Origin of the sequence: Streptomyces cyaneochromogenes, from assembly GCF_003963535.1 — a bacterium.
Taxonomy (GTDB): Bacteria; Actinomycetota; Actinomycetes; order Streptomycetales; family Streptomycetaceae; genus Streptomyces; species Streptomyces shaanxiensis.
This window is the reverse complement of sequence record NZ_CP034539.1, coordinates 1384983-1410009: the sequence shown is the minus strand read 5'-3', so window position 1 is coordinate 1410009 and position 25027 is coordinate 1384983. Positions and strand designations below refer to the sequence as shown.

At 70.2% G+C, this 25027-nt stretch carries 20 protein-coding genes, 1 tRNA gene and 3 pseudogenes; 18 read left to right on the top strand and 6 right to left on the bottom strand.

Going from position 1 to position 25027, the window contains the following annotated elements; all coding sequences use genetic code 11:
* Positions 1-48 precede the first annotated feature (48 nt).
* The gene (locus EJ357_RS06070; RefSeq protein ID WP_267132879.1) at positions 49-1044 is read right to left on the bottom strand and encodes a LacI family DNA-binding transcriptional regulator; all 996 of its coding nucleotides are present in this window, start codon (positions 1042-1044) and stop codon (positions 49-51) included.
* A gap of 347 nt (positions 1045-1391) precedes the next feature.
* On the opposite strand from EJ357_RS06070, the gene EJ357_RS06065 reads away from it, so the two are divergent.
* From EJ357_RS06065 to EJ357_RS50970, 3 genes and pseudogenes are all read left to right on the top strand, one after another.
* Positions 1392-4199: a DNRLRE domain-containing protein gene (locus EJ357_RS06065; RefSeq protein ID WP_126389353.1), complete on the top strand. Its 2808-nt coding sequence runs from the start codon at positions 1392-1394 to the stop codon at positions 4197-4199.
* Between the two features lie 465 nt (positions 4200-4664).
* Positions 4665-6110, top strand: a complete 1446-nt coding sequence (locus tag EJ357_RS06055; RefSeq protein ID WP_126389351.1) for a family 43 glycosylhydrolase — start codon at positions 4665-4667, stop codon at positions 6108-6110.
* A gap of 266 nt (positions 6111-6376) precedes the next feature.
* Positions 6377-6517: pseudogene (locus EJ357_RS50970) on the top strand (transposase); the annotation flags it as partial.
* 70 nt (positions 6518-6587) lie between these two features.
* Here the strand turns inward: EJ357_RS50970 and EJ357_RS06045 are convergent.
* Both EJ357_RS06045 and EJ357_RS06040 read right to left on the bottom strand, forming a co-directional pair.
* Positions 6588-7883 (bottom strand): MFS transporter, encoded by a 1296-nt coding sequence (locus tag EJ357_RS06045; protein WP_126389349.1) that lies wholly within the window; start codon positions 7881-7883, stop codon positions 6588-6590.
* Positions 7884-8174: 291 nt separating this feature from the next.
* Complete coding sequence (locus EJ357_RS06040) at positions 8175-9116, bottom strand: LysR family transcriptional regulator (RefSeq protein WP_126389347.1); 942 nt, start codon at positions 9114-9116, stop codon at positions 8175-8177.
* 127 nt (positions 9117-9243) lie between these two features.
* On the opposite strand from EJ357_RS06040, the gene EJ357_RS06035 reads away from it, so the two are divergent.
* From EJ357_RS06035 to EJ357_RS48165, 11 genes are all read left to right on the top strand, one after another.
* Positions 9244-10242, top strand: a complete 999-nt coding sequence (locus EJ357_RS06035) for a fumarylacetoacetate hydrolase family protein (protein WP_175647319.1) — start codon at positions 9244-9246, stop codon at positions 10240-10242.
* The gene (locus tag EJ357_RS06030) at positions 10239-11210 is read left to right on the top strand and encodes a cyclase family protein (RefSeq protein ID WP_126389343.1); all 972 of its coding nucleotides are present in this window, start codon (positions 10239-10241) and stop codon (positions 11208-11210) included. The genes EJ357_RS06035 and EJ357_RS06030 overlap by 4 nt, the downstream gene beginning before the upstream one ends.
* Before the next feature lie 23 nt (positions 11211-11233).
* Complete coding sequence (locus EJ357_RS06025) at positions 11234-12364, top strand: FAD-dependent oxidoreductase (protein WP_126389341.1); 1131 nt, start codon at positions 11234-11236, stop codon at positions 12362-12364.
* Positions 12361-13437 (top strand): amidohydrolase family protein, encoded by a 1077-nt coding sequence (locus tag EJ357_RS06020; RefSeq protein WP_126389339.1) that lies wholly within the window; start codon positions 12361-12363, stop codon positions 13435-13437. The genes EJ357_RS06025 and EJ357_RS06020 overlap by 4 nt, the downstream gene beginning before the upstream one ends.
* A gap of 27 nt (positions 13438-13464) precedes the next feature.
* Complete coding sequence (locus EJ357_RS06015) at positions 13465-14403, top strand: VOC family protein (RefSeq protein ID WP_126389337.1); 939 nt, start codon at positions 13465-13467, stop codon at positions 14401-14403.
* 105 nt (positions 14404-14508) lie between these two features.
* Positions 14509-15480: a fumarylacetoacetate hydrolase family protein gene (locus tag EJ357_RS06010; protein ID WP_126389335.1), complete on the top strand. Its 972-nt coding sequence runs from the start codon at positions 14509-14511 to the stop codon at positions 15478-15480.
* Entirely contained in the window at positions 15477-16229 is a 753-nt protein-coding gene (locus EJ357_RS06005) for an SDR family NAD(P)-dependent oxidoreductase (protein ID WP_126389332.1), read from the top strand. The genes EJ357_RS06010 and EJ357_RS06005 overlap by 4 nt, the downstream gene beginning before the upstream one ends.
* Entirely contained in the window at positions 16226-16996 is a 771-nt protein-coding gene (locus EJ357_RS06000) for an SDR family NAD(P)-dependent oxidoreductase (protein WP_126389330.1), read from the top strand. The genes EJ357_RS06005 and EJ357_RS06000 overlap by 4 nt, the downstream gene beginning before the upstream one ends.
* 11 nt (positions 16997-17007) lie before the next feature.
* Complete coding sequence (locus EJ357_RS05995) at positions 17008-17763, top strand: CoA transferase subunit A (protein ID WP_126389328.1); 756 nt, start codon at positions 17008-17010, stop codon at positions 17761-17763.
* A complete protein-coding gene (locus tag EJ357_RS05990) occupies positions 17760-18434 on the top strand; it encodes a CoA transferase subunit B (RefSeq protein WP_323377855.1) in 675 nt (224 codons plus the stop codon). Before EJ357_RS05995 ends, EJ357_RS05990 begins: the two co-directional genes overlap by 4 nt.
* Positions 18435-18898: 464 nt before the next feature.
* Positions 18899-18996 (top strand) — tRNA-Ser (locus EJ357_RS48165).
* Between the two features lie 246 nt (positions 18997-19242).
* Here the strand turns inward: EJ357_RS48165 and EJ357_RS05985 are convergent.
* Complete coding sequence (locus tag EJ357_RS05985) at positions 19243-19947, bottom strand: GntR family transcriptional regulator (protein ID WP_126389326.1); 705 nt, start codon at positions 19945-19947, stop codon at positions 19243-19245.
* Between the two features lie 156 nt (positions 19948-20103).
* Between EJ357_RS05985 and EJ357_RS05980 the strand changes: the two genes are divergently transcribed.
* The 4 genes and pseudogenes from EJ357_RS05980 (at position 20104) to EJ357_RS48160 (ending at position 21647) form a co-directional block, all read left to right on the top strand.
* Positions 20104-20643 (top strand): YbhB/YbcL family Raf kinase inhibitor-like protein, encoded by a 540-nt coding sequence (locus tag EJ357_RS05980; RefSeq protein ID WP_126389324.1) that lies wholly within the window; start codon positions 20104-20106, stop codon positions 20641-20643.
* 18 nt (positions 20644-20661) lie between these two features.
* A pseudogene (locus EJ357_RS50705) lies at positions 20662-20852 on the top strand (metal-dependent transcriptional regulator); the annotation flags it as partial.
* 106 nt (positions 20853-20958) lie between these two features.
* On the top strand, positions 20959-21255 hold the full coding sequence (locus EJ357_RS05970) for an ABC transporter ATP-binding protein (protein WP_228473287.1): 297 nt from the start codon (positions 20959-20961) through the stop codon (positions 21253-21255).
* Positions 21256-21428: 173 nt separating this feature from the next.
* A complete protein-coding gene (locus tag EJ357_RS48160; RefSeq protein WP_175647214.1) occupies positions 21429-21647 on the top strand; it encodes a hypothetical protein in 219 nt (72 codons plus the stop codon).
* Positions 21648-21915: 268 nt separating this feature from the next.
* On the opposite strand, the gene EJ357_RS05960 is transcribed toward EJ357_RS48160, so the two are convergent.
* Both EJ357_RS05960 and EJ357_RS49140 read right to left on the bottom strand, forming a co-directional pair.
* Positions 21916-24492, bottom strand: a complete 2577-nt coding sequence (locus EJ357_RS05960; protein WP_126389322.1) for a SpoIIE family protein phosphatase — start codon at positions 24490-24492, stop codon at positions 21916-21918.
* Positions 24489-24943, bottom strand: a pseudogene (locus EJ357_RS49140) (hypothetical protein); the annotation flags it as partial. The pseudogene EJ357_RS49140 and the gene EJ357_RS05960, both read right to left, overlap by 4 nt.
* Between the last annotated feature and the right edge of the window lie 84 nt (positions 24944-25027).

Below are 25027 nucleotides of genomic sequence, written 5' to 3'. Positions count from 1 at the left end.
CGGCTCATGGGGTGTGCCGTGGCAGGTCAGGTCAGGCGGTACCAGGCGCTAAGCGGTCGCCCCGGGCGGGGGGCCGCTGCTGTCCCGGATGGTCAGGGTCGGGCGCAGCAGCGATACGACGTTGGTCGGCGGCCGGCCGGAGTCGACGGCTCGTAGCAGGAGTTCGACGGCCTGCTGGGCCATCTCGCGTTTGGGGAAGGTGACCGTGGTCAGTGCCGGTCGGATCCGCCCGACCTGGGCGATGTCGTCGAAGCCGACGACGCTGACGTCGTCGGGGACCCGCCGCCCGGACCGGACCACCGCTTCTATGGCACCGACGGCCAGGACGTCGTGGGTGGCGAAGATCGCCGTCAGCTCCGGATCCGCCTCCAGTGCCGCGCAGGCCGCGGCGAAACCGCCGGCGGCGTCGTCGGTGGTGCAGGCGAACACCTTGCGGTCGTCCAGCTCGTCGGGGGCGAACGCCCGGCGCAGCCCCTCGACGCGCGGCGTGTGCGCGGGGAGGTCGGCGATCACCGCGACGTTCCGGTGGCCGAGGTCCCGCAGGTGGCACCCGGCCAGAAAGCCTGCGTGCTGGTAGTCGATGGACACCACCGGCAGTGTGGTCGGCGGGTCGCCCTCCCAGGCGAACAGCGCGACCGGGAAGTTGGCCTCGGCGAGCATCGGCAGCTGCTGTTCGACGCCGTTGTCCCCGGCGACCAGCAGTGCGTCCACCGAGCGTGCGGTGAGGTTCTCCAGGTGGGCCCGGGTGTAGTCGGGGTCGTTGCGCGTCGTGGCGAGCAGCAGGTTGTATCCGTGGCCGACCAGGAGGTTCTCCACCTCCTCGACCACCTCCGAATAGAACGCGTTGGCCACCGACGGCACGAACAGCCCCACCGTCGACGTGCTGCCGGTGCGCAGCGAGCGCGCCACCAGGTTGGGCTTGTAGCCGAGTTCGGCGATCGCCTTGTTCACCTTCGCCAGGGTCTCCGGCCGTACCTTCTTGCCCGAGACCACGTTGGAGACGGTCTGTTTGGTGACGCCCGCCCTCGCGGCCACGTCCGCCATTGTCACCACGTAGTCTCCCCGAAACATTTATCGATCCACGAAAGTGGCGTCACTGTAGGACGGCTCACGCGGCAGGGCAAGACTGTGCGCCATGGCAGTGCTTCAGCCGTTACGGAGCACGGTGAGGGCACTAGGCGCAGGTCATGATTGTTTTAGCGACTTGACGTGCGCGGAGCATTGACGGCTCAGGAAATACGGCAGTAACGTCCCCGCCACGCCAGATCCCATGGATCGGTCAACGTGGTGCTGTTGTCACCCTGGCCCCTCGCGAATGCTCCGCCCCGTCTCCAGCAGGCGGTGAGCGCCTGAACAGACCTGGAAAGGTCTCGTCCGGAGGAGAGACAGGCATGATCAGACCGGCCGGCGGCGACGCCGACCCGAACCCCGCCCCGGCGCGACGCAGATCGCGCGTGAAACGCCTCATCGCGGCCGTTGCCGGCGCCACCATGGCGGCGGCGAGCCTCATGTTCAGCGGCACCGTCCCCGCACACGCCGCGACCACTGTCCACACGTACGCACCGACGGGAGTGGGAGGCGGTACGACGACGTCTCCGGACGTGGCGTCCACCAAGTACCAGGTGCAAGTCGCCGGCACGCCCGTCCAGGCTGTCAAGTACACGCAGAACGGCCACAACTTCGACATCGCGCGCTTCGCGTCGGACTCCCGGACACCGATGATCACGGTCACGCTGCCCAGCACCACGATCGACACGGTGAACATCTATCCGGCGCGCTACTACCCGTCCGGCAGCGTCTCGGTGAGCGCGGACAAGCACACCCTGACGTTCCGGATGTCAGCCGACGCCGGGTTGAACCAGGCGATCGTGATGGTCAACGGGGACTCGACCAACGCCACGGGACAGCCCTACCTGGCGGTCATCAACGACCCTCTGGAAGACCCGGCGCGGCGCCCGAACACCACGAGCGCACCGGACGGTTCCGGCGTCAACCTGCAGACCGGTGTCCTCAACTTCCAGCAGTTCGCCGCGAAGTACCTCGCGCAGAACCCGAACAGCGCGGCTCAGAAGGCTCCCGCCGCGACGACGAGCTCCATGGCCGGCAAGACCGTCAACGGCACCGCCGTCCCCGCCGGTCAGAAAACCTCGGCCGGGAGCCTGGTGAGCGCGAGCAGCGTCAACGTGCGGTACCCGAACGTGCGGACGATGGCCGCCAATGACGTCACGTACGCCCTGCAAGCCGCCATCGACACCATCAAAGCCAACCCCACGGCGCTCAACACGCTCTACTTCCCGAACGGCACGTACGTGTGGTCCGGTCTCCTGGTCAACGGTCTGGACGGCAGCAAGCTCAAGGGCGGCAAGCTGAGGATCTACACCGACGAAGGGGCCCTGCTGAAGAACCGGGTCCAGGCGTACATGGAGGCGTTCGAGCCGGCGGTCGGGATCATCAACTCGAGCAACATCGAAATCTCCGGCCGCGGCGTCTTCGACGGCAACGGCGTGGCGAACTACAACGCCCGCAGCAGCGGTGACCTGCACGACGCCTACCGCAGCCAGCACCAGGGCGGCGTCATGGTCATGCACTCGTCGGACATCACGTTCAACGACACCTACGTGCGCGACGCGAAGCAGTGGAACTACGAGACCCACACCGCCAGCAGGGTGACGTTCAACAACATCAAGGCCCTCACCCCGTACCGCCAGCCGTGGGTCGACGGGACGGACTTCGCGAGCGGCCAGGACATCACCGCCAACGGCGTCTTCACCCTCGGCAACGACGACGCGTTCGCCTCCGGCCACTACAACCCCAGCGACGGCTTCACCCCGCTGGCCTCCGGCGTGTGGAACAACTTCCAGCTCGGCACGTCCACCCCGGACGTCCAGGGCTATGTCAACGCGGTGGGCGCCCACGACACCCTCGTGGACGAGCTCGGGTTCGACAACTACCACTGGGACACCGCGGACACGAAGAACATCTCGGTCAGCAACACGCTGAACTGGTCCGTCGCTGCCGGCAACGCGATCCGCATCGGATGGCACGCGTACGGACACCGGCTCACCAACTACACGTTCGACAACTTCAACTCCGTGTCGCCGTCGGCCGGCGGCATCTTCACGCACAACAGCCCCAACCCGTACGCGCGCTTCCAGAGCATCGTGGTGAAGAACAGCTCGATCGACAACTCCCGCTTCACCAAGGGACCGGTCGGGATCAACGGCGGCAACGGATCCATCCAGACCATCACCGCCGAGCAGCAGGCGACCTACGGGTACGCCCCCAACCCCGACGGGTCGGGCACCGCGTACACGTACACCAGGGTTCCGATCGGCACACTCACACTCGACAACGTGTGGTTCTCGAAGCAGAGCACGAGCAGCAGTTCGATCACCGGCGTCACGAACGCGACGTTGAAGAACCTTCGCGTTGGGGGCCAACTCGTCAGATACACCGGCCAGTTCCCGCTGACGACGAGCGGGGTCTCCACGCTGACCAGCACCTACACGGACGCGAACGGCCAGACCCAGAACGTCAAGGCCGGCGCCCCCACCAACGGTGACACCTGGGTGGGTGCGTGGACCGGCGACCAGACCAAGAACAGCTCCTCTGACCTGACCCTCATCACCCGCAACACCGGGGTCGGCCTGATGGGCGAGCAGTACACCACAGGATCCGGGGACGGAAAGCTCTCCTACATCCAGTTCCCCCTCAGCAGCCTCACCAAGGCACCGACCCAGGCGACACTTCATCTCACCTACGTCGGCCACCGCTATTCGTCGGTCCCGTCGACTGACACCGACCAGCTCCTCGTGCAACCCGTCAGCGACACCACCTGCACTGGCGGCGGCACGTCCTGCCCGGTCAACACGATGACCTGGCAGAACCGGCCGAGCTTCACCGCCACGACCTCCTCCGTCGCGAAGTCGGCCACCTTCACGCTCGGTTCGACCATCGTCCCCGAGGGCGGCGGGACCCACCAGGGCAACGCCATCGACGGCCGCGACATCACCGTCGACATCACCTCCTTCGTCCAGAACGCCTACGCAGCCAACCAGTCCACGCTCCTGCTCGCCGTCGGCAACGCGGGGGGCACCAACCACGAGCTGCGCTTCGTCAGCTCGGAAGGCGCCACCGGCTCCGGGAAGCTGACCAACGGGACCGCCGAGATGGCGCCCGGGGTGACCGTGACCCCGTAGACACTCGAGGCCGGTCCGTCCCCACGGGGCGGGCCGGCCTCAGCCGTCCGGTTCTGCCGTCGACGGCAGGCCGCGCAAGCGCCCGGACCGGGTCCGGGCTGACAATGCGCACGGTTCGCCGCGGCGCGTGGCCTGGGCTTCCCGTGTGTCCGACAGTGGTTGTTCGGGTGGTCGGCGGCGTTCGGGATATCGGTTTCGTTCGACCCATTGACGGCGTCCCTGGGCCGCCTTTACGTTGCGTCCGCAGTTCCGCACATTGTTCGCAATGTCGAACGCGATTCGGCGTGGTCCACCTCGGCGGCGACCACGCCCGCATCGTCAACGCCTCCACCGGCAACGTCATGGACGTTGCCAACCACGGCACGCCGACGGTACCGACGTACGCCGTTGGAGCTGGCTCAGCACCAACTGTCGGCAGTGGCGGCGTCCCCACGACCGTCTGATCCCGAAGGGCCGCAACAGAACATGAGACATCTCGCCAGACGGGTTCTGGTGGCCGCGGCGGCCGTGCTCGCCGTGCTCACCACCGTGACCACCCCCGCCCAGGCCGCCGCCCCCGCGTCCCCCGCCGTCACCTTCACCAACCCGATAGCCGAGCAGCGCGCCGACCCGCACATCTTCAAGCACACCGACGGCTTCTACTACTTCACCGCCACGGTCCCCGCGTACGACAGGATCGTCATGCGCCGGGCGACCACCCTCCAGGGCCTGGCCACGGCCCCGGAGACCACGATCTGGACCAAGCACGCCACCGGTGAGATGGGCGCCCACATCTGGGCCCCGGAGATCCACTTCATCGACGGCAAGTGGTACATCTACTTCACCGCCGGCTGGTCCAACGACATCTGGCGGATCCGCCCGTACGTCCTGGAGACCAGCGCCGCCAACCCGATCACCGGCACCTGGACCGAGAAGGGCAGGATCAGCCTGCCCCTGGACACCTTCTCGCTGGACGCCACCACCTTCACCCACAACGGCACCCGCTACCTCAGCTGGGCGCAGCACGATCCGGCGGTCGGCAACGGCACCAACCTGTACCTGGCGAAGATGTCCAACCCCTGGACCATCAGCGGCAGCCCGGTGATGATCTCCAGGCCCGAGTACGCCTGGGAGAAGGTCAACGCCACTGTCAACGAGGGCCCGGCCGTCCTCGAGAAGAACGGCAAGGTCTTCATGACCTACTCGGCCAGCGCCACCAACGCCAACTACTGCCTCGGCCTGCTGACCGCCGACGCCACCGCCGACCTCATGAACCCGGCCTCCTGGAGCAAGACTCCCACGCCGGTCTTCAAGAGCAACGACAAGACCGGCCAGTACGGCCCCGGCCACAACTCCTTCACGGTCTCCGAGGACGGCAAGTCGGACATCCTCGTCTACCACGACCGCAACTACAAGGACATCGTCGGCGACGCGCTCAAGGACCCCAACCGCCGCACCCGCTACCAGAAGATCTACTGGAACGCCGACGGCACACCCAACTTCGGCATCCCCGTCGCCGACGGTGTCACCCCCGTCCGCTTCTCCTCCTACAACTACCCGGACAGATTCATCCGGCACTGGGAGTTCCGCGCCAGGACCGAGGCCAACGTCACCAACCTCGCCGACTCGCAGTTCCGCGTCGTCCCCGGCCTGGCCGGCAACGGCACCGTCTCCCTCGAATCGGCCAACTTCCCCGGCTACTACCTGCGCCCCAAGTTCAACGAGGTGTGGGTGGAGAAGGACGACGGCACCACCCTGTTCGACAACGACGCCTCGTTCCACGAGCGGGCCGGTCTCGCCGACCCTGCGGCCGTGTCGTACGAGTCGTTCAACTTCCCCGGCCGCTACATCCGGCACTACAACAACCTGCTCTACACCCAGCCGGTGACCACCACGGTCGGCCGGCAGGACGCCACCTTCTACAAGGAGTAGGACCGGCCGGTCGCCGTGATCGGGTTTCCGCGAGGGACAGGAACCGGGCCGGGCGACCGGGCAACGCGAGGAGCGGAGTGATCAGTGAGCCATCGGCGCGTCACCTCAGGGCGGCGCGCGGGTGGCTCACCGTCATGAAGCGGTGCCCCTTTCGCAACAGACCCTGGCCGGGCAGCGTCCAGGAACGCGCGGGTGTCTGCCTGGGGCGTGCATCCGCTGGCGGTGCATGCTCCCTGAACAAGGGCAGGCCATCGCGCAAGTCTCTGGCCGAGGCCACCGAGGTGATCGGGGCCGCGCCGCGCGAGCACTCCGGGACGCGCACGGCGTGGCGCAACGGCCACCGCGAACGTCTGCTGACCACGCAGGCCGGCGACCTGGACCTGTTTCCTCCGGTGGAACGGGTGGGGATCGGCATCGCGGGGATGTCCGCGATGCCGGTCTCGACGGGTGTTCGTGGTGGATCGGAGCCGCGTCAGGTCAGCCCGCCATGTGCCGGATCGGTTCCGGGGTGGCTCCCGTCCGGCGGCGCCGGGCGGCGAGGCCGAGTGCGGCGGTGGCCACGGCCCCGGCGAGGGCGAGTACGCCCAGGGCGTTCGCCAGGGTGCCGACGGCGGAGGTGAGCGCGAGAACCACGAGCGGGCAGATGAACTGGCCGAGGAAGAAGAAGCCCGTCCACAGGCCGGTGCCGCGGCCGCGGTCGGCGTAGTGGAGCTTGGACATGGCGAGGGTGAGCAGGCTCGGCAGCATGATGCCGCTGCCGAGGCAGTTGATCACCGCGCCGACGGTCAGTACGACGGGGTCGGGGGCGAGCCAGATCACCGCGAAGCCGAGGGCGGACAGGCCGAAGGCGGTGGGCAGCCAGGCTTGCGGGCTGCGGCCGGCCTTGGCGAAGACGACGGCGCCGATCACGACCGCGGCACTGGAGCCGGCTGTGGCCAGTCCGATCACGCCGGGGTTGGTCACGCCCATGTCGTTCAGGAGGAACGCCATCTCCACCTGGACGGTGTAGAAGAGGACGGCGCCGAAGAGGGTCAGCGCGCAGGTGCCGGCCAGCGGACGCCAGGGGAAGGGCCGCTTGGCCGCCTGCTCCGTCGGTCCCGAGGCGGTGGGGGAGGGGTCGTTCGCGCGGTCGGCTGGTCGGGGCCGGGACAGGAAGGCGGCCATGGCGGGGGCGAGCAGCAGGCTCACGGCGTAGGCCCAGAACGGTGCGCGCCAGCCGGCCGATCCGGCCGCGCCGCCCAGTACGAAGAAGGCCGTCGCGGAGATCGCGGCGCACATCGTCTGCATCGCGAGATAGCGGTCGCGTTGCCGGCCGGAGTAGTAGTCGCCGATCAGCGTGGTGCTGCAGGTCATGATGGCGGCTTCGGCGACACCGACGAGGGCGCGGCTGGCGACGATGGCGCCGAGGGAGTCCAGCCACAGGGGGGCGGTGCCGAGGATCGCGTACAGCACGGTCGAGACGACGAGCAGGCGTTTGCGTCCGAGCCGGTCGACGATGACGCCGGCGAAGGGGGCCAGCAGCGCCAGGGAGAGGGCGGGGATGGTCAGGGCCATGGGGACGAGCGCGTCGACGCCCGGCACGTCGGCGAAGTGGGCTTGCATCTGCGGCAGGACGGGGGCGATGAGTACGGCGCCCAGGATGGGCAGGCAGCTTCCAGCCATCAGCAGCGTGAGGCGAAGCCGGTGGCCGGGGCCGGACACAGCCTGCTCGGTCGGCGTGTCCTCGACGGCTGTCGGCGTCGGGGACGGGAGCGGGGGCACGGATGCGGGCATGCGGGAACTCCACGTGGCGGGTCGGGAGGGGAACGGGATGGTGCGGCCGTCGTGGTCGGGCCGCCCGGTATCCGTGGCAGGTTCGGAGCGGCGTGCCGATGACTGCCGGGCGTCGCGGCGGGCAGACGCGCCGGGCGCCTGCGCGGTCCCGGCCAGCGGGTGATGGTGCGGCTCCGGCGCCGGGTTGAGACGACTATGGGCCAACGGGCAGGTCCTGCCTAGCCCTCATCCGATCGATATCGAAGATGTGGATCATCCGGGGTCTGGATGCCAGGCACCTGTAGGAGCCCGCTATCTCGGTGCGACCGTGGCGATACGGCCGGGCTCGGAAGCGGCCAGCTCCGCTCCCACGCGGGCCGCGGTCTCGCGCAGCCAGATGTGGGCCGCGTCATGGGTGTGCACCGGGTGCCACCACAGTGCCTCCTGGAGAGGGACCGCCCCGTAGGGAGGTTCCATGAGGCGTACGGCGGCCACGCCGCGCAGCAGCTCGGCCAGGCGCTGCTGCACCAGGGCGATCCGGCGGGTGCCGGCGACCAGGAAGGGCAGCGACTGGAAGCTGTCGACGGAGATCTCCACGCGGGGATCGACGCCGAGCATGCTCAGCTGCCGGGCGGCCGGAGCGTCGTAGGCGCGCTGGTAGATGACCCAGGGCAGCCGTGCCAGGTTCTCCATGGTCAGCTGGTCGCCGACCTCGTCGTTCGTCTCGGCGACCAGGAAGGCCCAGCGGTCGGTGAACAGCTCCACGGCGGGGAATCCGCCGATGACACCGTGCGGCATCAGCAGCCCGTCGGCCGTGCTGAGCAGCGGTGCCGTGTCCTCCGTGACGTCGATGGGCGTCCGCTGGAAGCGCAGCCGTACCCCCGGGGCCTCGGCGTGCACGGTCCGGGCGAGCTCGGCGCCGAACACGGCGAGGGCGTAGTCGGAGGTGAGCAGGGTGAACTCGTGCTCCTCGCTGTCCGGGGCGAAGTCGGCCCTGCTGCTGAAGACCCGTTCCAGCAGGTCGCAGGCGGTCGAGGTGCGGTCCAGCAGAGCGCGGCCGAGGGCGGTCAGTTCGTACTGCTTGCCGACGCGCGAGAGCAGCTCGTCGTCGAAGTGGCGGCGCAGACGGGCCAGGGCCGCGCTCATCGCCGGCTGACTGAGCCCGACGCGCTGCCCGGCGCGGGTGACGTTGCGCTCCTCCAGCAGCGCCCGCAGGGACAGGACGAGATTGAGATCGAGGCCGGAGAGGGACACGACGCCTCCAGAGCGAGGCCGCTTGCGGCGGCATTTGCACCACAGATGATCAACATCTAAAGAATCGATTTCCCAGATTACTCGGTGAGGGCCACATTGGTGCCACCGCAATCTGGAGGACATACCCGTGAAACCCGCAGCCGCTTTCCCGTCCTTCTCCGGACCCTTCGCCCTTGGCGTTCTCTCCGCCTCTGACCAGGCGCCTTTCCCCGGTCTCGTGATCCCCGGGGGGCACGTGCTGGATCTTCGTACGGCCCTCGGAGAACCGGGCCTGACGGCCCGGGAGATCTTCGACCGCTGGGACGAGATGCTCCCTCGCCTGCACGAGCTCGCGGCCGACGAGACGGCCGACTGGCGACCGTTGGAGCACCTGAGGGCGCACGCGCCGGTCGAGCCCCGCCAGCTCTTCCAGTCCGGCGCCAACTACCGGCAGCACGTGATCGACCTGGACGTCGCCCACCGCGCCCCCGACGACCCCCGCACCGTGGAGGAGGCGCGCGCGGAGATCGCCGCGGTCATGGACCGGCGGGCGGCCGAGGACCTGCCGTACGTGTTCATCGGCCTGCCGAGCGCGATCACCGGCCCCTTCGACGACGTCGTACTCCCGGAGTGGGCCGAACAGCCGGACTGGGAGCTGGAGTTGGCGGCCGTCATCGCCAAGCCCGCCTACCGGGTGACGGTAGAGGAGGCCCTGGAGTACGTGGCCGGCTACACCATCGCCAACGACCTCACCGACCGCGCCACCGTCTTCCGCCGCGACATGAAGGCCATCGGCACCGACTGGCTGCGCTGCAAGAACGCTCCGGGCTTCACCCCGCTCGGCCCGTGGATCGTGCCCGCCGAGTCGATCGCCGACCCGGGTGACCTGCGGGTCACGCTGAAGCTGAACGGCGAGACCATGCAGGACGAGTCCACCAAGGACATGCTCTTCGGCATCGCGCGGCTGGTGTCGTACATCTCCCAGACCTCCCGGCTCCTGCCCGGCGACCTGGTGCTCACCGGCAGCCCGGCCGGAAACGGCATGCACTGGGGACGGCTGCTGCGCGACGGCGATCTCATGGAGGGCTCCATCACGGGTCTGGGCGCGCAGCGCACCCGCTGCGTCGCCGAGGGGACCGCGTCGTGAGGACACCGCTCGACCCCACAGACGCCGAGGGCGCGATCGCCGAGGCCGCCAAGCGGTGTTCCAACTGGGGGCGTTGGGGCGAGGACGACGTACTCGGCACGCTGAACTTCCTCGATGAGGCCAAGCGCCGCGAGGGTGCGGCCCTGGTCCGCCGGGGCGTGAGTTTCTCGCTGTCGCAGCGGTTCGACATGAACGGGCCGCAGAAGGGCTGGCGCCGCCGCACCAACCCCGTCCACACCATGCTGGACACGGGCACGGACGCGGCCCTCGGCAACCAGGGCTTCCCGCACGGCATCGGCGGCGCCGACGACGTGATCGCGATGCCGCTGCAGTGCTCCACCCAGTGGGACGGGCTCGGGCACATCTTCGACCACGGCAACGCCTGGAACGGGCGGGCGGCCGAGAAGGTCGTCACCTCCGACGGCGACCTGGTCACCGGCATCGAGCACATGGCGCCCCACGTCGCCGGGCGCGGAGTCCTCCTCGACGTCGGCCGGGTGATCGGCGACGAACGCGGCGAACTGCCGGACGGTTTCGCGATCACCGAGGAACACCTGACCGCGACGGCCGAGGCGCACGGCGTGGCCGTCAGCCGCGGGGACATCGTCGTCGTCCGGACCGGGCGGCTGACGCGCGCCCGCCGCGAGGGCTGGGGCGACTACGCGGGCGGAGACTCTCCCGGTCTGTCCTTCACCACCGCCGGCTGGCTGCACACGAGCGAGATCGCCGCCATCGCCACCGACACCTGGGGCTTCGAGGTCCGGCCGAACGAGTTCGACGGCGCCTTCCAGCCGCTGCACCAGGTCGTCATCCCCAACATGGGCCTGCTGATCGGCGAGATGTGGGACCCCGACGCTCTCGCGGACGACTGCGCCCGAGACGGCGTGTACGAGTTCTGGCTCACCGCCGCGCCCCTGCCCATCACCGGAGCCGTCGGCTCCCCCGTCAATCCGATTGCCGTCAAGTAAGCAGCGGAACAAGGGAGTTCCCCATGACCACACCCCGCACGGTCCTCGTCATAGGCGGCGGCGCCTCCGGCAACGCCATCACCATCCTGCTGCGCCGGGCCGGCATCGACGTCGACCTGATCGAGGCCAGACCCGACTGGAACGCCACCACCGGCTCCGGCATCACCCTCCAGGGCAACGCCCTGCGTGTCCTGCGCGAGCTGGGCGTGTGGGAGCAGGTGGAAGCATCGGGGTTCGCCTACGGCTCGCTGGGGGTGACCGCCCCCGACGGCACCCTGCTGTTCGTCAAGGAGGACATCAAGTCCGGCGGTGACGACCTGCCCGCCACCCTCGGCATGCGGCGGCCGCAACTTCAGCAGATTCTCATCGACGCCGTCCGCGCGACAGGTGCCACCGTACGCCTGGGCACCACCGCCGAGACCCTGGAGCAGGACGCCGACGGTGTCTCCGTCCGGTTCAGCGACGGCACCGAGGGCCGCTACGACCTGGTGATCGCCGCCGACGGCCTGAACTCCGCGACCCGCGCCGCGATCGGCATCAGCGACCGTCCCGAGCCCGTCGGCATGGCCATCTGGCGCGCCCCCGCCCCGCGCCCCGAGAGCGTCACCCGCTCGGACCTCACCTTCGGTGGCCCCGCCTACATCGCGGGCTACACCCCCACCGGCGAGAACACCCTGTACGCCTACGTCGTCGAGGCCAACCGGGACCGCAACTCCATCGACCCGGCCACCTACGCGGACGAGATGCGCCGGCTGGCCGAGCAGTACGGCGGTGCCTGGCCCGAGATCACCAAGCACATCACGGACCCGGCGAACGTCAACTACACGTGGTTCGACCGGCATCTGGTCGAGGGCTCCTGGCACCGCGGCCGGGTCGTCCTTGTCGGGGACGCCGCTCACTGCTGCCCGCCCACCTTCGCCCAGGGCGCGGCGATGTCCTTGGAGGACGCCTCCGTCCTGACGGAACTGCTCACGAGCGGGCGCGAATGGGACGACGCCCTCTTCCAGGCGTACTACGACCGACGCGTCCCGCGCGTCCGGACCGTCGTCGAGGCGTCCGTCCAGCTCTGCCAGTGGCAGCTGGACCAGGTGCACGACGCGGATGTGCCCGGACTGATCGGCCGCACCATGACCGCCCTCAAGGAACTGCCGTGACGGCCCACCCGCCCCCGGCTGCCGCTGGGAACCGCTCCCAGCCCGACCCCCGCCCCTCGTCGAGCAAGGGCGCGCACACTTCCCCGACTGTCGACGTCCACGCGCACGTCCTGATCCCCGAGGTCGAGGCCCTGGTGGCCGGCCTGCCGGGCCTGGCGGAGGCCAGGGCCCTCGACGCCCGCCGCAACGGGTCCGCGGCCCTGGCCGTCAGCGGCCCCATGGTCGCCGAGCGCATCCCGAGGCTGACGGACGTCGCCGTACGACTGGCCGCGATGGACGCGCAGGGTGTGGACGTCCAGCTGGTCAGCCCGTCACCCTCGCACTACCACTACTGGGCGGACGAGGAGACGGCGGAGAAGGTGTACCGCCTGGCCAATGAGGCGACGGCCGCCCACTGCGCCCAGGCGCCCGGCCGACTGCACGGTCTGGGCCTCGTCCCCCTGCAGCACCCGGAATCGGCGGTGCGCGCGCTCGAACTCGCCGTGGGCATGGGCCTGTTGGGCGTCGAGATCTCCTCGCACGCACAGGGCCGTGAGCTGTCCGACCCCGCGTACGAACCCTTCTGGACCCGGGCCGAGGAAACGGGCGCGATCCTCTTCCTGCACCCCTTCGGCTGCACGCTCGACGAGCGCCTCGACCAGTGGTACCTGTCCAACACCGTCGGCCAGCCAGCCGAGAACGCCGTCGCGCTCTCGCACCTGATCTTCTCCGGGGTGCTGGACCGGCACCCGGAGCTGAAGGTCATCGCCGCGCACGGGGGCGGCTATCTGCCCACCCACATCGGCCGCTCCGACCACGCCTGGTCGGCCCGTTCCGACGCGGGAGCGGGCTGCGCCCACCTGCCCAGCAGCTACCTCAAGCGCCTGTACTTCGACTCCCTGGTCCACGACCCGCAGGTACTGCGGGCACTGATCGGCGCGGCCGGCGCGGACCGGGTGCTGCTCGGCTCCGACTTCCCCTTCGACATGGGCACCGAGGACCCCGTCGGCGCACTGCGCGCCGCACGCCTGCCCGACGACCACTTCCACGCGGTGCGCGGCGCCAACGCGACAACACTGCTGCGCCTCACCTGACCCCCCCCCACAGGAGGAAAACCCACCATGAGCGCACGCCTGCTCACCCATCTGCGGCACGTCGACCTCGCCGTGCCCGACTACGACAAGCAGCTCGACTTCTACGCCGGCGTCTGGGGCCTGACCAAGGTCGCCGAGGACTCCGGGATCTCCTTCCTCGCTGCCGAGGGCAGCCCCGAGCAGTACGTGGTGCGGCTGCGCAAGGCCGAGGAGAAGCGCCTCGACCTCGTCTCCTACGGCGCCGGGTGCGCGGCGGACGTGGACACCCTCGCCCAGCAACTCCTCGCGGGCGGCGTGCAGTTGATCTCCCAGCCGGGCAAGATCGACACACCCGGCGGCGGCTACGGCTTCCGCTTCTTCGACGTCGACGGCCGCACCATCGAAGTGTCCGCCGATGTGGACGTACGGCAGCACCGCAAGATCGAGGAGAAGGAGTCGATCCCGGTCAAGCTGTCGCACGTCGTGCTGAACTCGCCGGACCTGGACAGGACCCGCGAGTGGTACGAGACCCACCTCGGCTTCCGCCACTCCGACACGCTCAGCTCACCGCACATGGGCGACGTCATGCACTTCATGCGGATCTCCAACCAGCACCACTCCATGGCCATCGCCAAGGGCCCGCACACCTCCCTGCACCACGTCTCCTTCGAGATGCGCGGCATCGACGAGTACATGCGCGGCTCCGGCCGCGTGATCCGCGCCGGCTTCAAGAAGGTCTGGGGGCCGGGCCGGCACATGGCGGGCGACAACACCTTCACGTACTTCCTGGACCCGCACGGCAACACCGTCGAGTACACGACGGAGTTGGAGCTGCTGGACGAGGACACCTGGCACCCCCACGTCTACGACTTCTCCCAGCCCGAGGTCACCGACCAGTGGGGCACGGCGAACCCCATGAACGAGCTGATCGCCAAGGAGTCGTTCAACGACGTCGACCGCGGTGTGTTCGTAGCCCCGCCGGTCTGACCCTCTCGAACCCCGGGGACGCGGTGGCCCTGTCACCGCCCTGACGCCCTTGCCGCGTCCCCGGTTCCCACCGCTGTCGATGACCGCCGGAGCCTGGAGCCGTGCATGCGTTTCGCCACATATGAACACCGACACCAGCGCCGGATCGCCGTCGTGGAGGAGGACGGCACCCTCCACCCGGTTCCCGGGGCGCGCTCGCTCACGGAGCTGATCAGCCGCGGCGACGGACTCGACGCGCTCCTGCGCGCCGGTGCCGCCACGCTGGACGTCCCGCCGGGCCCCCACGTGTCCGAGGTGCGGCTGCTGCCGCCGCTTGAGCCGCCCACCATGCGGGACTTCGTCACCTTTGAGGAGCACGTCGAAGGGGTACGGCGGTCCGTGGACGGCGTCGGCGGGGTGCCCGAAGCCTGGTACGACGCCCCGACGTTCTACTTCACCAACCCGTACGCCGTCATCGGCGCCCACGACGACGTCCCGGTGCCGCCGGGCAGCGAAGTCCTCGACTTCGAGCTGGAGGTCGCCGCCGTCATCGGCCGGGAAGGGCGGGACCTGACGCCGGAACAGGCACGGGACCACATCATCGGCTACACGGTCTTCAACGACTGGTCGGCCCGTGATCTGCAGTCCCGCGAGATGCAGGTCCGCCTCGGCCCGTGCAAGGGCAAGGACACGGCCGCCACCCTTGGCCCGTACCTGGTCACCGCCGACGAACTGCAGCCGTACCGCGACGCCGACGGCTTTCTGCGCCTGCCGCTGACCGCCTCGGTGAACGGCGAGGTCGTCGGCAAGGACCTGCTGTCCAACATGAGCTGGACCTTCGAGGAGATGGTCGCCTACGCCTCACGCGGCACCGTCGTCCGCCCCGGCGACGTGCTCGGCTCCGGCACCTGCGGAAACGGCGGCTGCCTCGCCGAGTTGTGGGGCGTCCGGGGCGAGCAGTCCCCGCCCCCGCTGAAGCCGGGTGACACCGTCACCCTCACCGTGGAGGGCATCGGCACCGTCTCCAACACCGTGGTTGCGGGCAAGGATCCGCAGCCCCTGCCGACCGCCCGCCGCCGCACCCGGGAACGGCCGTGAGCGACCTGCACCCCAAGAGACTCCTCGGCAAGGTCGTCGTCGTCACCGGCGCCGCGCGCGGCCAGGGCGCCGCCGAGGCCGCGGCCCTGACCCGCGAGGGCGCCCGCGTCATCGCCACCGACGTGACCGAGGCCCCCGGCTGCCGCCGCCTCGACGTCACCGACCAGGAGCACTGGGCGGAGCTGGCCGCCGAACTGCGGGAGTCGTACGGCCAGGTGCACGGCCTGGTCAACAACGCGGGCATCACCTGGCGTGCCCGCCTCGACGAAGTGACCCCCGACGACTTCGCCCGAGTCCACGCCGTCAACGTCACCGGCCCGCTCCTTGCCATCCAGCACCTGACGCCGCTGATGCCGCCCGGCTCGTCCGTCGTCAACGTCGGTTCCACCGCCGCGCTCAGCGGCCACTACCCGGTCGCGTACACGACCAGCAAGTGGGCACTGCGCGGCCTGTCGAAGACCGCCGCCACGGAGCTCGGCCCGCGCGGCATCCGCGTCAACACGATCCACCCCGGATTCATCGAGACCGAGATGACCGCCTCCGCCGCCCCCGCCTTCCGCGAGGCGAACATCCGGGAGACCCCTCTCGGCCGCACCGGCACGGTGGACGAGATCAGCCCGCTCGTGGTCTTCCTCCTGTCCGACGAGTCTTCCTTCATCACCGGCGCCGAGATCCCGGTCGACGGCGGACTCACCGCGCACGGCGGCGTGAAGTCCATCGCCGACGCATTGCGCCCGGAGGCGTCATGAGACGCCTCGAAGGCAAGGTGGCCCTGATCTCGGGCACCGCCCGTGGCCAGGGCCGGGCGGCGGCGCTGCGCTTCGCGGCCGAGGGTGCGCTCGTCGTCGGCGGAGACCTGCTGCACGAGGCGGCGCTGGAGACCCAGCGGCTCGTGGGGGAGGCGGGCGGCACGGCCCTGACTCCCGGCCCGCTGGACGTCACGGACGAGGCCTCCGTCCGCGCGTGGGTGCAGGAGGCCGTGGACGCCTTCGGCGGGATCGACATCCTCTACGCCAACGCCGGCGCCGTCCGTTTCGGAGCCGTGGACACCCAGCCGTACGAGGACTTCACCTTCACCCTGCGCGCGGAGCTGGACTCGGTGTGGCTGGCCGCGCACGTCGCCTGGCCGCACCTGGTGCGCAGCCGCGGCTGCGTCCTCACCGTCGGCTCAACGGCCGGACTGACCGGCTCGCTGACCAACCAGCGCACGGCGCACTCCGCCTCCAAGGGCGCCGTGATCGCCCTGACCCGCCAACTCGCCGCCGAAGGCGCCCCGCACGGCATCCGGGCCAACTGCGTCAGCCCCGGGATGGTCGACACCGAGGGCTCGCGCGGTGACCTGCTCGCCGCCGATCACCCCATGCGCACCATCGCCCGCCACATCCCCCTCGGCCGCGTCGGCCTCCCCGACGAGGTCGTGGGCGCCGCCGTCTTCCTCGCCTCCGACGAGGCCTCGTACATCACCGGCGCCAACCTCGTCGTCGACGGCGGCTGGTCATCCGTACTCCCCGGCTGAAAGGTCGCTCAGTGAACAAGGTCAGCGCGGACGCCGACGAGGCGGTCGCCGACATTCCCGACGGCGCGTCGCTGGCCGTCGGCGGCTTCGGCCTCAGCGGCATCCCCGAAGTGGTGATCAGGGCCCTGCACGAGCAGGGCACCACCGGCTTGCGGGTCGTGTCGAACAACTGCGGCGTGGACGGCCGCGGGCTGGGCGTGCTGCTCGCCGCCGGCCGGATCGCCCGCGTGACGGGCAGTTACGTCGGCGAGAACAAGGAGTTCGCCCGCCAGTACCTGTCGGGCGAGCTGGAGGTGGAACTGGTGCCGCAGGGCACCCTGGCCGAACGACTGCGCGCCGGCGGCGCGGGCATCCCCGCGTTCTACACCCCGGCCGGTGTGGGCACCCAGGTCGCGAACGGAGGTCTGCCGTGGAGGTACGCGGCGGACGGTTCGGTCGCCGTGGCCTCCCCGCCCAAGGAGACACGCGACTTCCACGGCCGACTGCACGTCCTGGAGCACGCCGTCACCACCGACTTCGCCCTCGTCCGGGCCTGGCGGGGGGACCGACACGGCAACCTGGTCTTCCGCCGCGCCGCGGCCAACTTCAACCCGCTCGCGGCGATGGCCGGCCGGATCACGATCGCCGAGGTCGAAGAGCTCGTGGAACCGGGCGAGCTGAGCCCCAACGCCGTCCACCTCCCCGGCGTCTTCGTCCAGCGGATCGTAAAGCTCACCCCCGCTCAGGCCGCTGACAAACAGATCGAGAAGAGGACGGTACGAGCATGAGCGCGACGATGGACACGCCCCGAGGCTGGACCCGCGACCAGATGGCCGCCCGCGCCGCCGCCGAACTCACGGACGGCTCCTACGTCAACCTCGGCATCGGCCTGCCCACACTCGTCCCCGGCCACCTCCCGCCCGGCGTGCATGTGGTGCTGCACTCCGAGAACGGCATCCTCGGCACCGGCCGTTATCCGACCGCCGACGAGGTCGACCCGGATCTCATCAACGCGGGCAAGGAGACCGTCACCGTCCTGCCGGGGGCCTCCTTCTTCGACTCGGCCCTGTCCTTCGGCATGATCCGCGGCGGTCACATAGACACCGCGGTGCTGGGCGCCATGCAGGTGTCGGAACGCGGTGACCTGGCCAACTGGATGATCCCCGGAAAGATGGTCAAGGGCATGGGCGGGGCGATGGACCTGGTCCACGGCGCCCGCCGGGTCATCGTCCTGATGGAGCACACCGCCAAGGACGGCAGCCCGAAGATCCTGACCGAGTGCACCCTGCCGCTGACCGGCGAACGGTGCGTCCACCGCGTCATCACCGACCTAGGCGTCCTCGACGTCACACCCGACGGCCTCACCGTCGTCGAGACCGCAACCGGCATCACCCTCGACGAGATCACCGCGAAGACGGCCGCGCCCCTGCGGACCGCCGCCGTCACCGCTGCCTGCTGAACGCGGTCGTCCACGACCCCGCTCGCAGGTTCGGGCAGCGGCCCGTCACCACTGCCCGAACACGGCCGAGCCCGGTAGGTCCTCCAGCCCGGGTGTCCCCTCCCCTGGCAGTCGGGTGAGCGCGAGGGACAACGGCGGCGGTCCGGCGCACGGTGAGAACCGGATAGCCTGCGTTGTCACAACGGAGTTTGGCGGACACGAACAAGGACAATCCCCGTCGCCAGGTGCGGTTGTCGTTCCTTGCGTGACGAGGGTGCCGACTGTAGGTCTGAAGTCCGGCCGTACCCAAACGAGTCCGGCTCGCCCTTGCAGTCCACCCGCAGCCGACATCGAGCGATGTGGTGAATGAGGAAGCCGTAGGTGGGGGTGCTGCTGTGTTGCCCGGTGTGCCCAAGTCGACTGTCGCAAGGCGACTTGACCTTGACGACACAGACCGTGCCCACGCCTGCTGGCTTTCGACCGATGAGGCGGGATTGGAACCCCCGACCTTTTGTCCCGAACGATAATTTGCAGCGGCGGACTCATAATCCGTCGGCCGTGGGTTCGAGTCCCACCCGCCCCACTGTGCAGGTCTGTGACCTGCGGAAACGTCTCAGCGGGCGTGCGGATTCAGAACTTTGGCTCAACGGAGTGCGCCCGTCCGGGATGGGGAAGCGGCCCGTACTGATAACGGCCCGAGGAAACCGCGCGCATGGGACCAGGAGCTGTCCGGCCGATCATGTGGCATGGTCGCGGAGCCCCTTGCCGGCCCCGGACGGCGCCGAATGCTGACACCCGATCACGGCACTCCTCGGGTCTTGGCGAGCGATCAGGCCTCCTTGGCGGGTTCGTGGTGGGGGCGGCGGGTCAGTCCGACGGCGGTCAGGGTGAGGTGCTGGGCCAGTATCTCGGACGCGGTGTGGGCATCGCGGGCCAGTGCCGCCTCCTCCAGTCGGCGGTGCTCGTCGGCGTGGTCCCGGTCGGGGTGGCGGTGCGCCGACCAGCGGCGGGCCAGCTCGCTCGCGGTCCACATCCGGTCGAAGGTCTCCAGCAGGACGGGGTTGCCGCAACCCTCCAGCAGGGTGCGGTGGAAGACCCGGTGTGCCTCGGACCATGCGCCGCTGTAGTACTCGCCCCCCTCCGGCACATACGCCGGGGTGCGGGCCAGGCGGTGGTGGGCGGCTCGTACGCGGGCCTCCCAATCGACGTCACCGCGCTCGATGGACATGCGCAGTACGACCGGTTCGATGGTCCGGCGGGCCTCCGCGATCTCCTGCCAGCGGCGGTCGGAGAAGGCCGGGACGGCGAAGCCGCGGTTGGGCAGCCGGTCGGCGAGGCCCTCGCCGACCACGCGCACGAGCGCCTCGCGCACGACGGCCAAGCTCACGCCCTGCTCCTTGGCAAGGTCCTGGGGCTTGAGGGCGTCACCGGGGGCGTAGTCGCCGCGCATGATCGCGTCCCGCAGGTGTGCGTAGACCTGCTCGGAGAGCATCTGCTTCCCCGACGAGGTTGAGGTGTAGGCCGCCTGGGTCATGCCGCCATCATAGACGATCCCGTAAATAATCGATTATTGGTGCTATGGTCGATCTGGCGGTCGGTGCCAGGGTGCCTGCGGTGCTTCACCGACGCCACGGGCTCCTGGCCGCCGCATCACCGCCACCCCGCAGCACGACATGAAAGGAACGACGCCATGAGCATCAACGACCCCTTCGCCCGCCTCCCCGAGGCGGCCTCCTTCACCGTCACCAGCACCACCGTCACTGACGGCGCGGCCTGGCCGCCCGAGCAGTTCTCCGGCATCTTCGGCGTCCCCGGCGGGAAGGACGTCTCCCCGCAGCTGTCCTGGAGCGGCGCCCCGGAAGGCACCAAGAGTTACGCCGTCACCGTCTACGACCCCGACGCCCCCACCGGGTCCGGGTTCTGGCACTGGGCGGTCGCCGACATCCCCGCCGTCGTCACCGAGCTGCCCGAGGGTGCCGGCGACGACACCGGCTCGGGCTTGCCCGAGGGCGCCTTCCAACTGCCGGGCGACGCCCGCGCAGCTCGCTTCATCGGCGCTGCCCCGCCGGCCGGGCACGGCCCGCACCGCTACTTCATCGTGGTGCACGCCCTCGACGTCGCCTCCATCGGCGTTGCTACCGACGCCACCCCGGCCGTCCTCGGCTTCACCATGGCCAGCCACATCCTCGGCCGCGCGGTCCTGACCGTCACCGCCGAAACCCCCGCCTGACCAACAGCATGTGCGTTCCCCATGCGTGCTCGCATTGCCGAGCGCCTGAGCCAGAGCGGCCCACGGTCAGCCAGACCGTCGCCTGCATGGAGTGGGAGCAGGTCCACGCCGAAGCCTGCCGCTGGGAGCACGAGATGAGCGAGGCCGTCGAACGCCGCGTCCTCAAGCTGCTGCGGCACCCGAGGCAGTCACCCCACGGCAACCCGATACTGAGCCCAGCAGGGCGTCGGCCCGTTGCCGTGGCCCGGGCGGGCACGAGGGTGGCCCTGGACCACGATCGTGGTCCAGGGCCACCCTCGTTGCGGCAACCCCGCGATGTCAGCACCCCAATGCTTCCGTGGCAAGCGTCCCCGGTTCGTCATCGCCGACGAGATCACCTCGGCCCTCGACCTGACGCCCCAGGCCGAGATCCTCAACCTGCTCGCCGATCTGCGCCGTCGGCTCTCGCTGACGATGCTGTTCATCTCGCCCGACCTGGCGGTCGTGCGGCACATGAGCGACACGGTCGCGGTCCTGCTGCACGGGGATCTCGTCGAACTCGGCCCGACCGGAGCCACCTTCGCCGATCCGAACCACCCGTACCCCGGCTGGGCGTCGAGCCGCCGGCGCTGATTGCGGCGGGCTGGGCCCTGGTGGGCCCGCAGCTGCTTTACCTGCTGCAGCCGGTGGTGGCGGCCGCTCGTTCCTCATCGTCGGCCAGGCAGAGGGCCTCGCCGCGCTGTTCTTCGCTGTTCTTCACGGGCGGTTGTCCGGCCCTGGCCTGGGTCCCGTTGGTCATCGCCGGCATGGCTGTCGCCCACCTCGATCTGGCCGCCACGGCTGTCCGGATACGCCTGGCCCTCGCCGACGTCGCCCTCGCCGTCGTCGGCTACGGCGGCTCCTGGCAGGCGCTGCGTCTCGTGTCCGGTGCCGCCGCAGCCGTCCGGGAGGCCAAGCGGGATCGTCGATGCCGTCCGTGTAGCCCGGCAGCCTCGGCCTCTTCGGCGCCCCTCGCCAGGTGTTAGCCGCCAGCGCGGTGGCGGGGTACGGCCACGGCCCGGGCGGCGGCGGAGCGGCGCGAGCGGGCTCGGCGCAGATGTGGGTCGGTGTTGCTGGTGTCGGTCGCGGAGAACATCGCCCTGAGCACCGGGTATCCGCGCCGCGCCGGACTGATCTCCTGGCGGCGCCACCTCGTCAGCCTCGTCAGCCAAGGCTCGCCGGCGGACCACCCCCCTGCCTGCCTTGGGCACGTCATCTGGGGCAGGGGACAGCGGCGTCGGAGAGCCTGCTGCCTCACGGCGACGGGCCGGAGTCGGCGTGTGCGGACGCCGGCTTTGTCGCCGTCTGCGGTGGCGGGGCGTACCCGGTGAGCAGGAGGGCGATGTCGTCCGCCCTGTCGGCGGACCGGCGGGCGTCCCGCAGCAGCGCGTCGGCCAGATCCTCCAGGCGGCCCCCGCCCATGCGGGCCAGTGACGCCCGGAGTCGGTCGACGTCGGAATCGATGTCCGAGTCACGCCTCTCGATCAGTCCGTCCGTGTACAGGGCCAGGACCGACCCGGGTACGAGGCGCAGCTCGGACTCCGGAAAGTGTGCCGCTGCGTCGATGCCGAGCAGCGGGCCGCCGGGCACATCCAGGACTTCGGCCTGTCCGTCGGGCAGGCGCAGCAAGGGCGGGGGGTGGCCGGCACGGACGAGGCGCACGACACCCGAACGAGGATGGAGGCGGGCATAGCAGCAGCTTGCGAGTAGCTCCGGGTCGAGGTCCATGTGGAGCCGGTTGGTGTTGGCGACGACGTCGCTCGGCCGGTGGCCGGCGGTGGCGAAGGCCCGCACCGCGCTGCGCAGCTGGCCCATGGCGGCCGCGGCGGCGACGTTGTGCCCCTCCACGTCCCCGACGATCAGCGCGACCTCGTCACCGGTGGGGATGACGTCGTACCAGTCGCCGCCGATGTCCATCCCTCGGGTGCCCGGAAGATAGCGCCCGGTGACATCAAGGCCCGGCAGTGTGGGCAGCCGGTGCGGCAGCAGCGCGTTCTGCAGGCCGCGGGCGAGGGCGAATTCGGCGTCGTAGAGCCTGGCGCGTTCCAGGGCCTGGGCGATCAGGCCGCCCAGTGCGGTGAGGACTCCGCGCTCCTCGTCGGGAAATCGGTGGACGTCGTCGAAGCCGAGCAGGCAGACGCCGACCGGGCGGTTCGAGGCGATCAAGGGCAGGAACGCCCAGGAGTTGGATGGACTGACCGTGATCCCGGGGTAGGTCTCGAGAAGCTCCTCACGGGACTCGACGAACAGCGGGGTCCCGGAGGTCAGCGCGTCCGTCACGGGGAGACGGGCATGCAACGGAGTGCCTTCGAACCGGGCGAGAAAGCGCCTCGAGTAGCCGCGCTGATCGAGCAGGCGCAGGCGCCGCTCCTCCACCACGGCGATCGCCAGCTTCTGACCGCCGAAAGCGGGCAGCAGTTGCTCGGCGACGGCCTCGAACACCTCGTGGGCGGTGACCGCCTCGGTGAGCGCGCTGCCCAGCGTGAGCACCCGGTAGAGGGAACCCACGCGCGGGGCCGCGGGCGGAGGCGACCAGGAGGCGGGCGGCCCCCCTTCCGCGAGGGTTGCACCGGGGCCGGTGTCGGCCGGTACGGGCTGTCGCACGGGTGCCACCCACCCCGTCATGCCCTGAGCGCCCGGGTGGAGGGAGAAGACCAGCCATGTGGCCGGTGGTCGGCGGACCAGGAAGGAGACCGGTTGCTGGGAGACCAGGGCGGCCCGGTAGCGGTCCTCGTACACGGGATCGGCCAGCCAGGGCAGGACGTCCCAGGGGCGTCGGCCGAGCAGTTCGTCCTGTCGGACCCGCAGCAGATTCTCCAGGCTGTGGTTGGCGTAGGCGAGGCGCCCGTCGGGCGAGAGCGCGAAGAAGCCGTCCGCGAGCTGCTCGATCGCCGCCACGGCGGCCATGCGGCTCCCGGAGTCGAGTACGGCGCCGACCAGATGGGCCGAGGCCTCCAGGTCGTCAGGGCTCTCGGGCACCCGGCCCCACAGCTCGACGGTGTGGTGGCCTCTGCGGCCGTCCCGGATGCGCAGGCAGTGTGCCAGTACGTGGCGTTCCTGGACCGCGGCACGGGCGGCGGACCGGAAGCCGGGCAGATCCGCGGGCTCGATCATGGCCGCGAGGGTGGCCGCCCGTCCGTCGAACTCGCGGGGCGGCATTCCGAAGATCGCGCACAGCTCGTCGTCGGCCGTGAGGGCTCCGGTGTCGAGATTCCAGTCGAACAGGCCCACCCGGATCACCGGGGTGGATGGCAGCGGGACCACTACCGGGGCCGTCCGTTCGTCGTACTCACCGAGCGCGCCGCGGGCCCGCAGTTCGGCGAGGGTGGCGCCCAGCCGGTCGGCGGCGGCGCGCAGCTTCCGGCGCTGCGCCCTCGACAGCCCTGTGCCGTCCGGCCTGGCCGTCCACACCACGGCCATGGTGCCGAAGGTCCGCTCGCCCGCCCGTACGGGGACCGATGCGGAGCCGAACGGGTAGGGCAGGGCGACCGAGAGCTGCGGGAAGCGCCGCATCGTCTCCTCCGCGCCGGCCAGATGGACCATGCGCCCGGAGCGGTACGCCTCCGCCACCGGCAGACCGCTGTGCACCGGGATCCGACGCCACCCGCTGAGCAGGGAGGGCGGCGACCCGCACGACGCGGCCACTACGAGCGAGCGTTGGTCGCCGGAGAGCAGAAACACGCTTCCGGCATGCGCTCCGGTCAGCTCCGCGGCACCGACGATGGCACTGACCAGCGCGTCATCACGCTCGGGCGCTTCGCCGACACTTGCGGCGCCGAACGGGTACAAGTTCGATGCCACACCGTTGGCCGACACGTCGCCCTCGATCATCCCCGGATCATTTGTTCCATTTTAGGACGGTCCGGTCTATAGCTCCCCGTGGACAGGTGCCGGGCCGGGAAGGCCGTCCGGCGCCCACGGACCGAGCATCCGGTGGAGATTGCGTGCTCGGGTAAACGGCCGCAGCCCTCCGCGACCAGGTGCTTGCCCATGGCGGTGATCAGCGGGTCGCGGCGGCCGATCTGGAAGGAACCGGCGCCCGGGAGCGCCTCGTACTCGGGCGGGGGCAGGGGCAGGGGCAGGGGCAGGGGCAGGGGCAGGGGCAGGGGCTGGGGCCAGGGGTCCCTGCCGTCGCCGAGGTCGATGCACTCGAAGCGTAGAAGTGGCGGTTGCCGTCGGTGTCGGCCTCGTTGTCGGGCGGCAGCTTCGTTTCGTTGACGACGGCGCGCAGGACGTCGCCGTCGCCGAGCCCTGCGTGGTTGGCGCGGCCATTGCCGACCACCTCCGCCGCAAGGTCCTCGGCGGCCGCCGCCTCGTCCGCGGCCGGGATGCTGTGCGCGAGGCGGCCGCCCTTCGCACGGCCCGA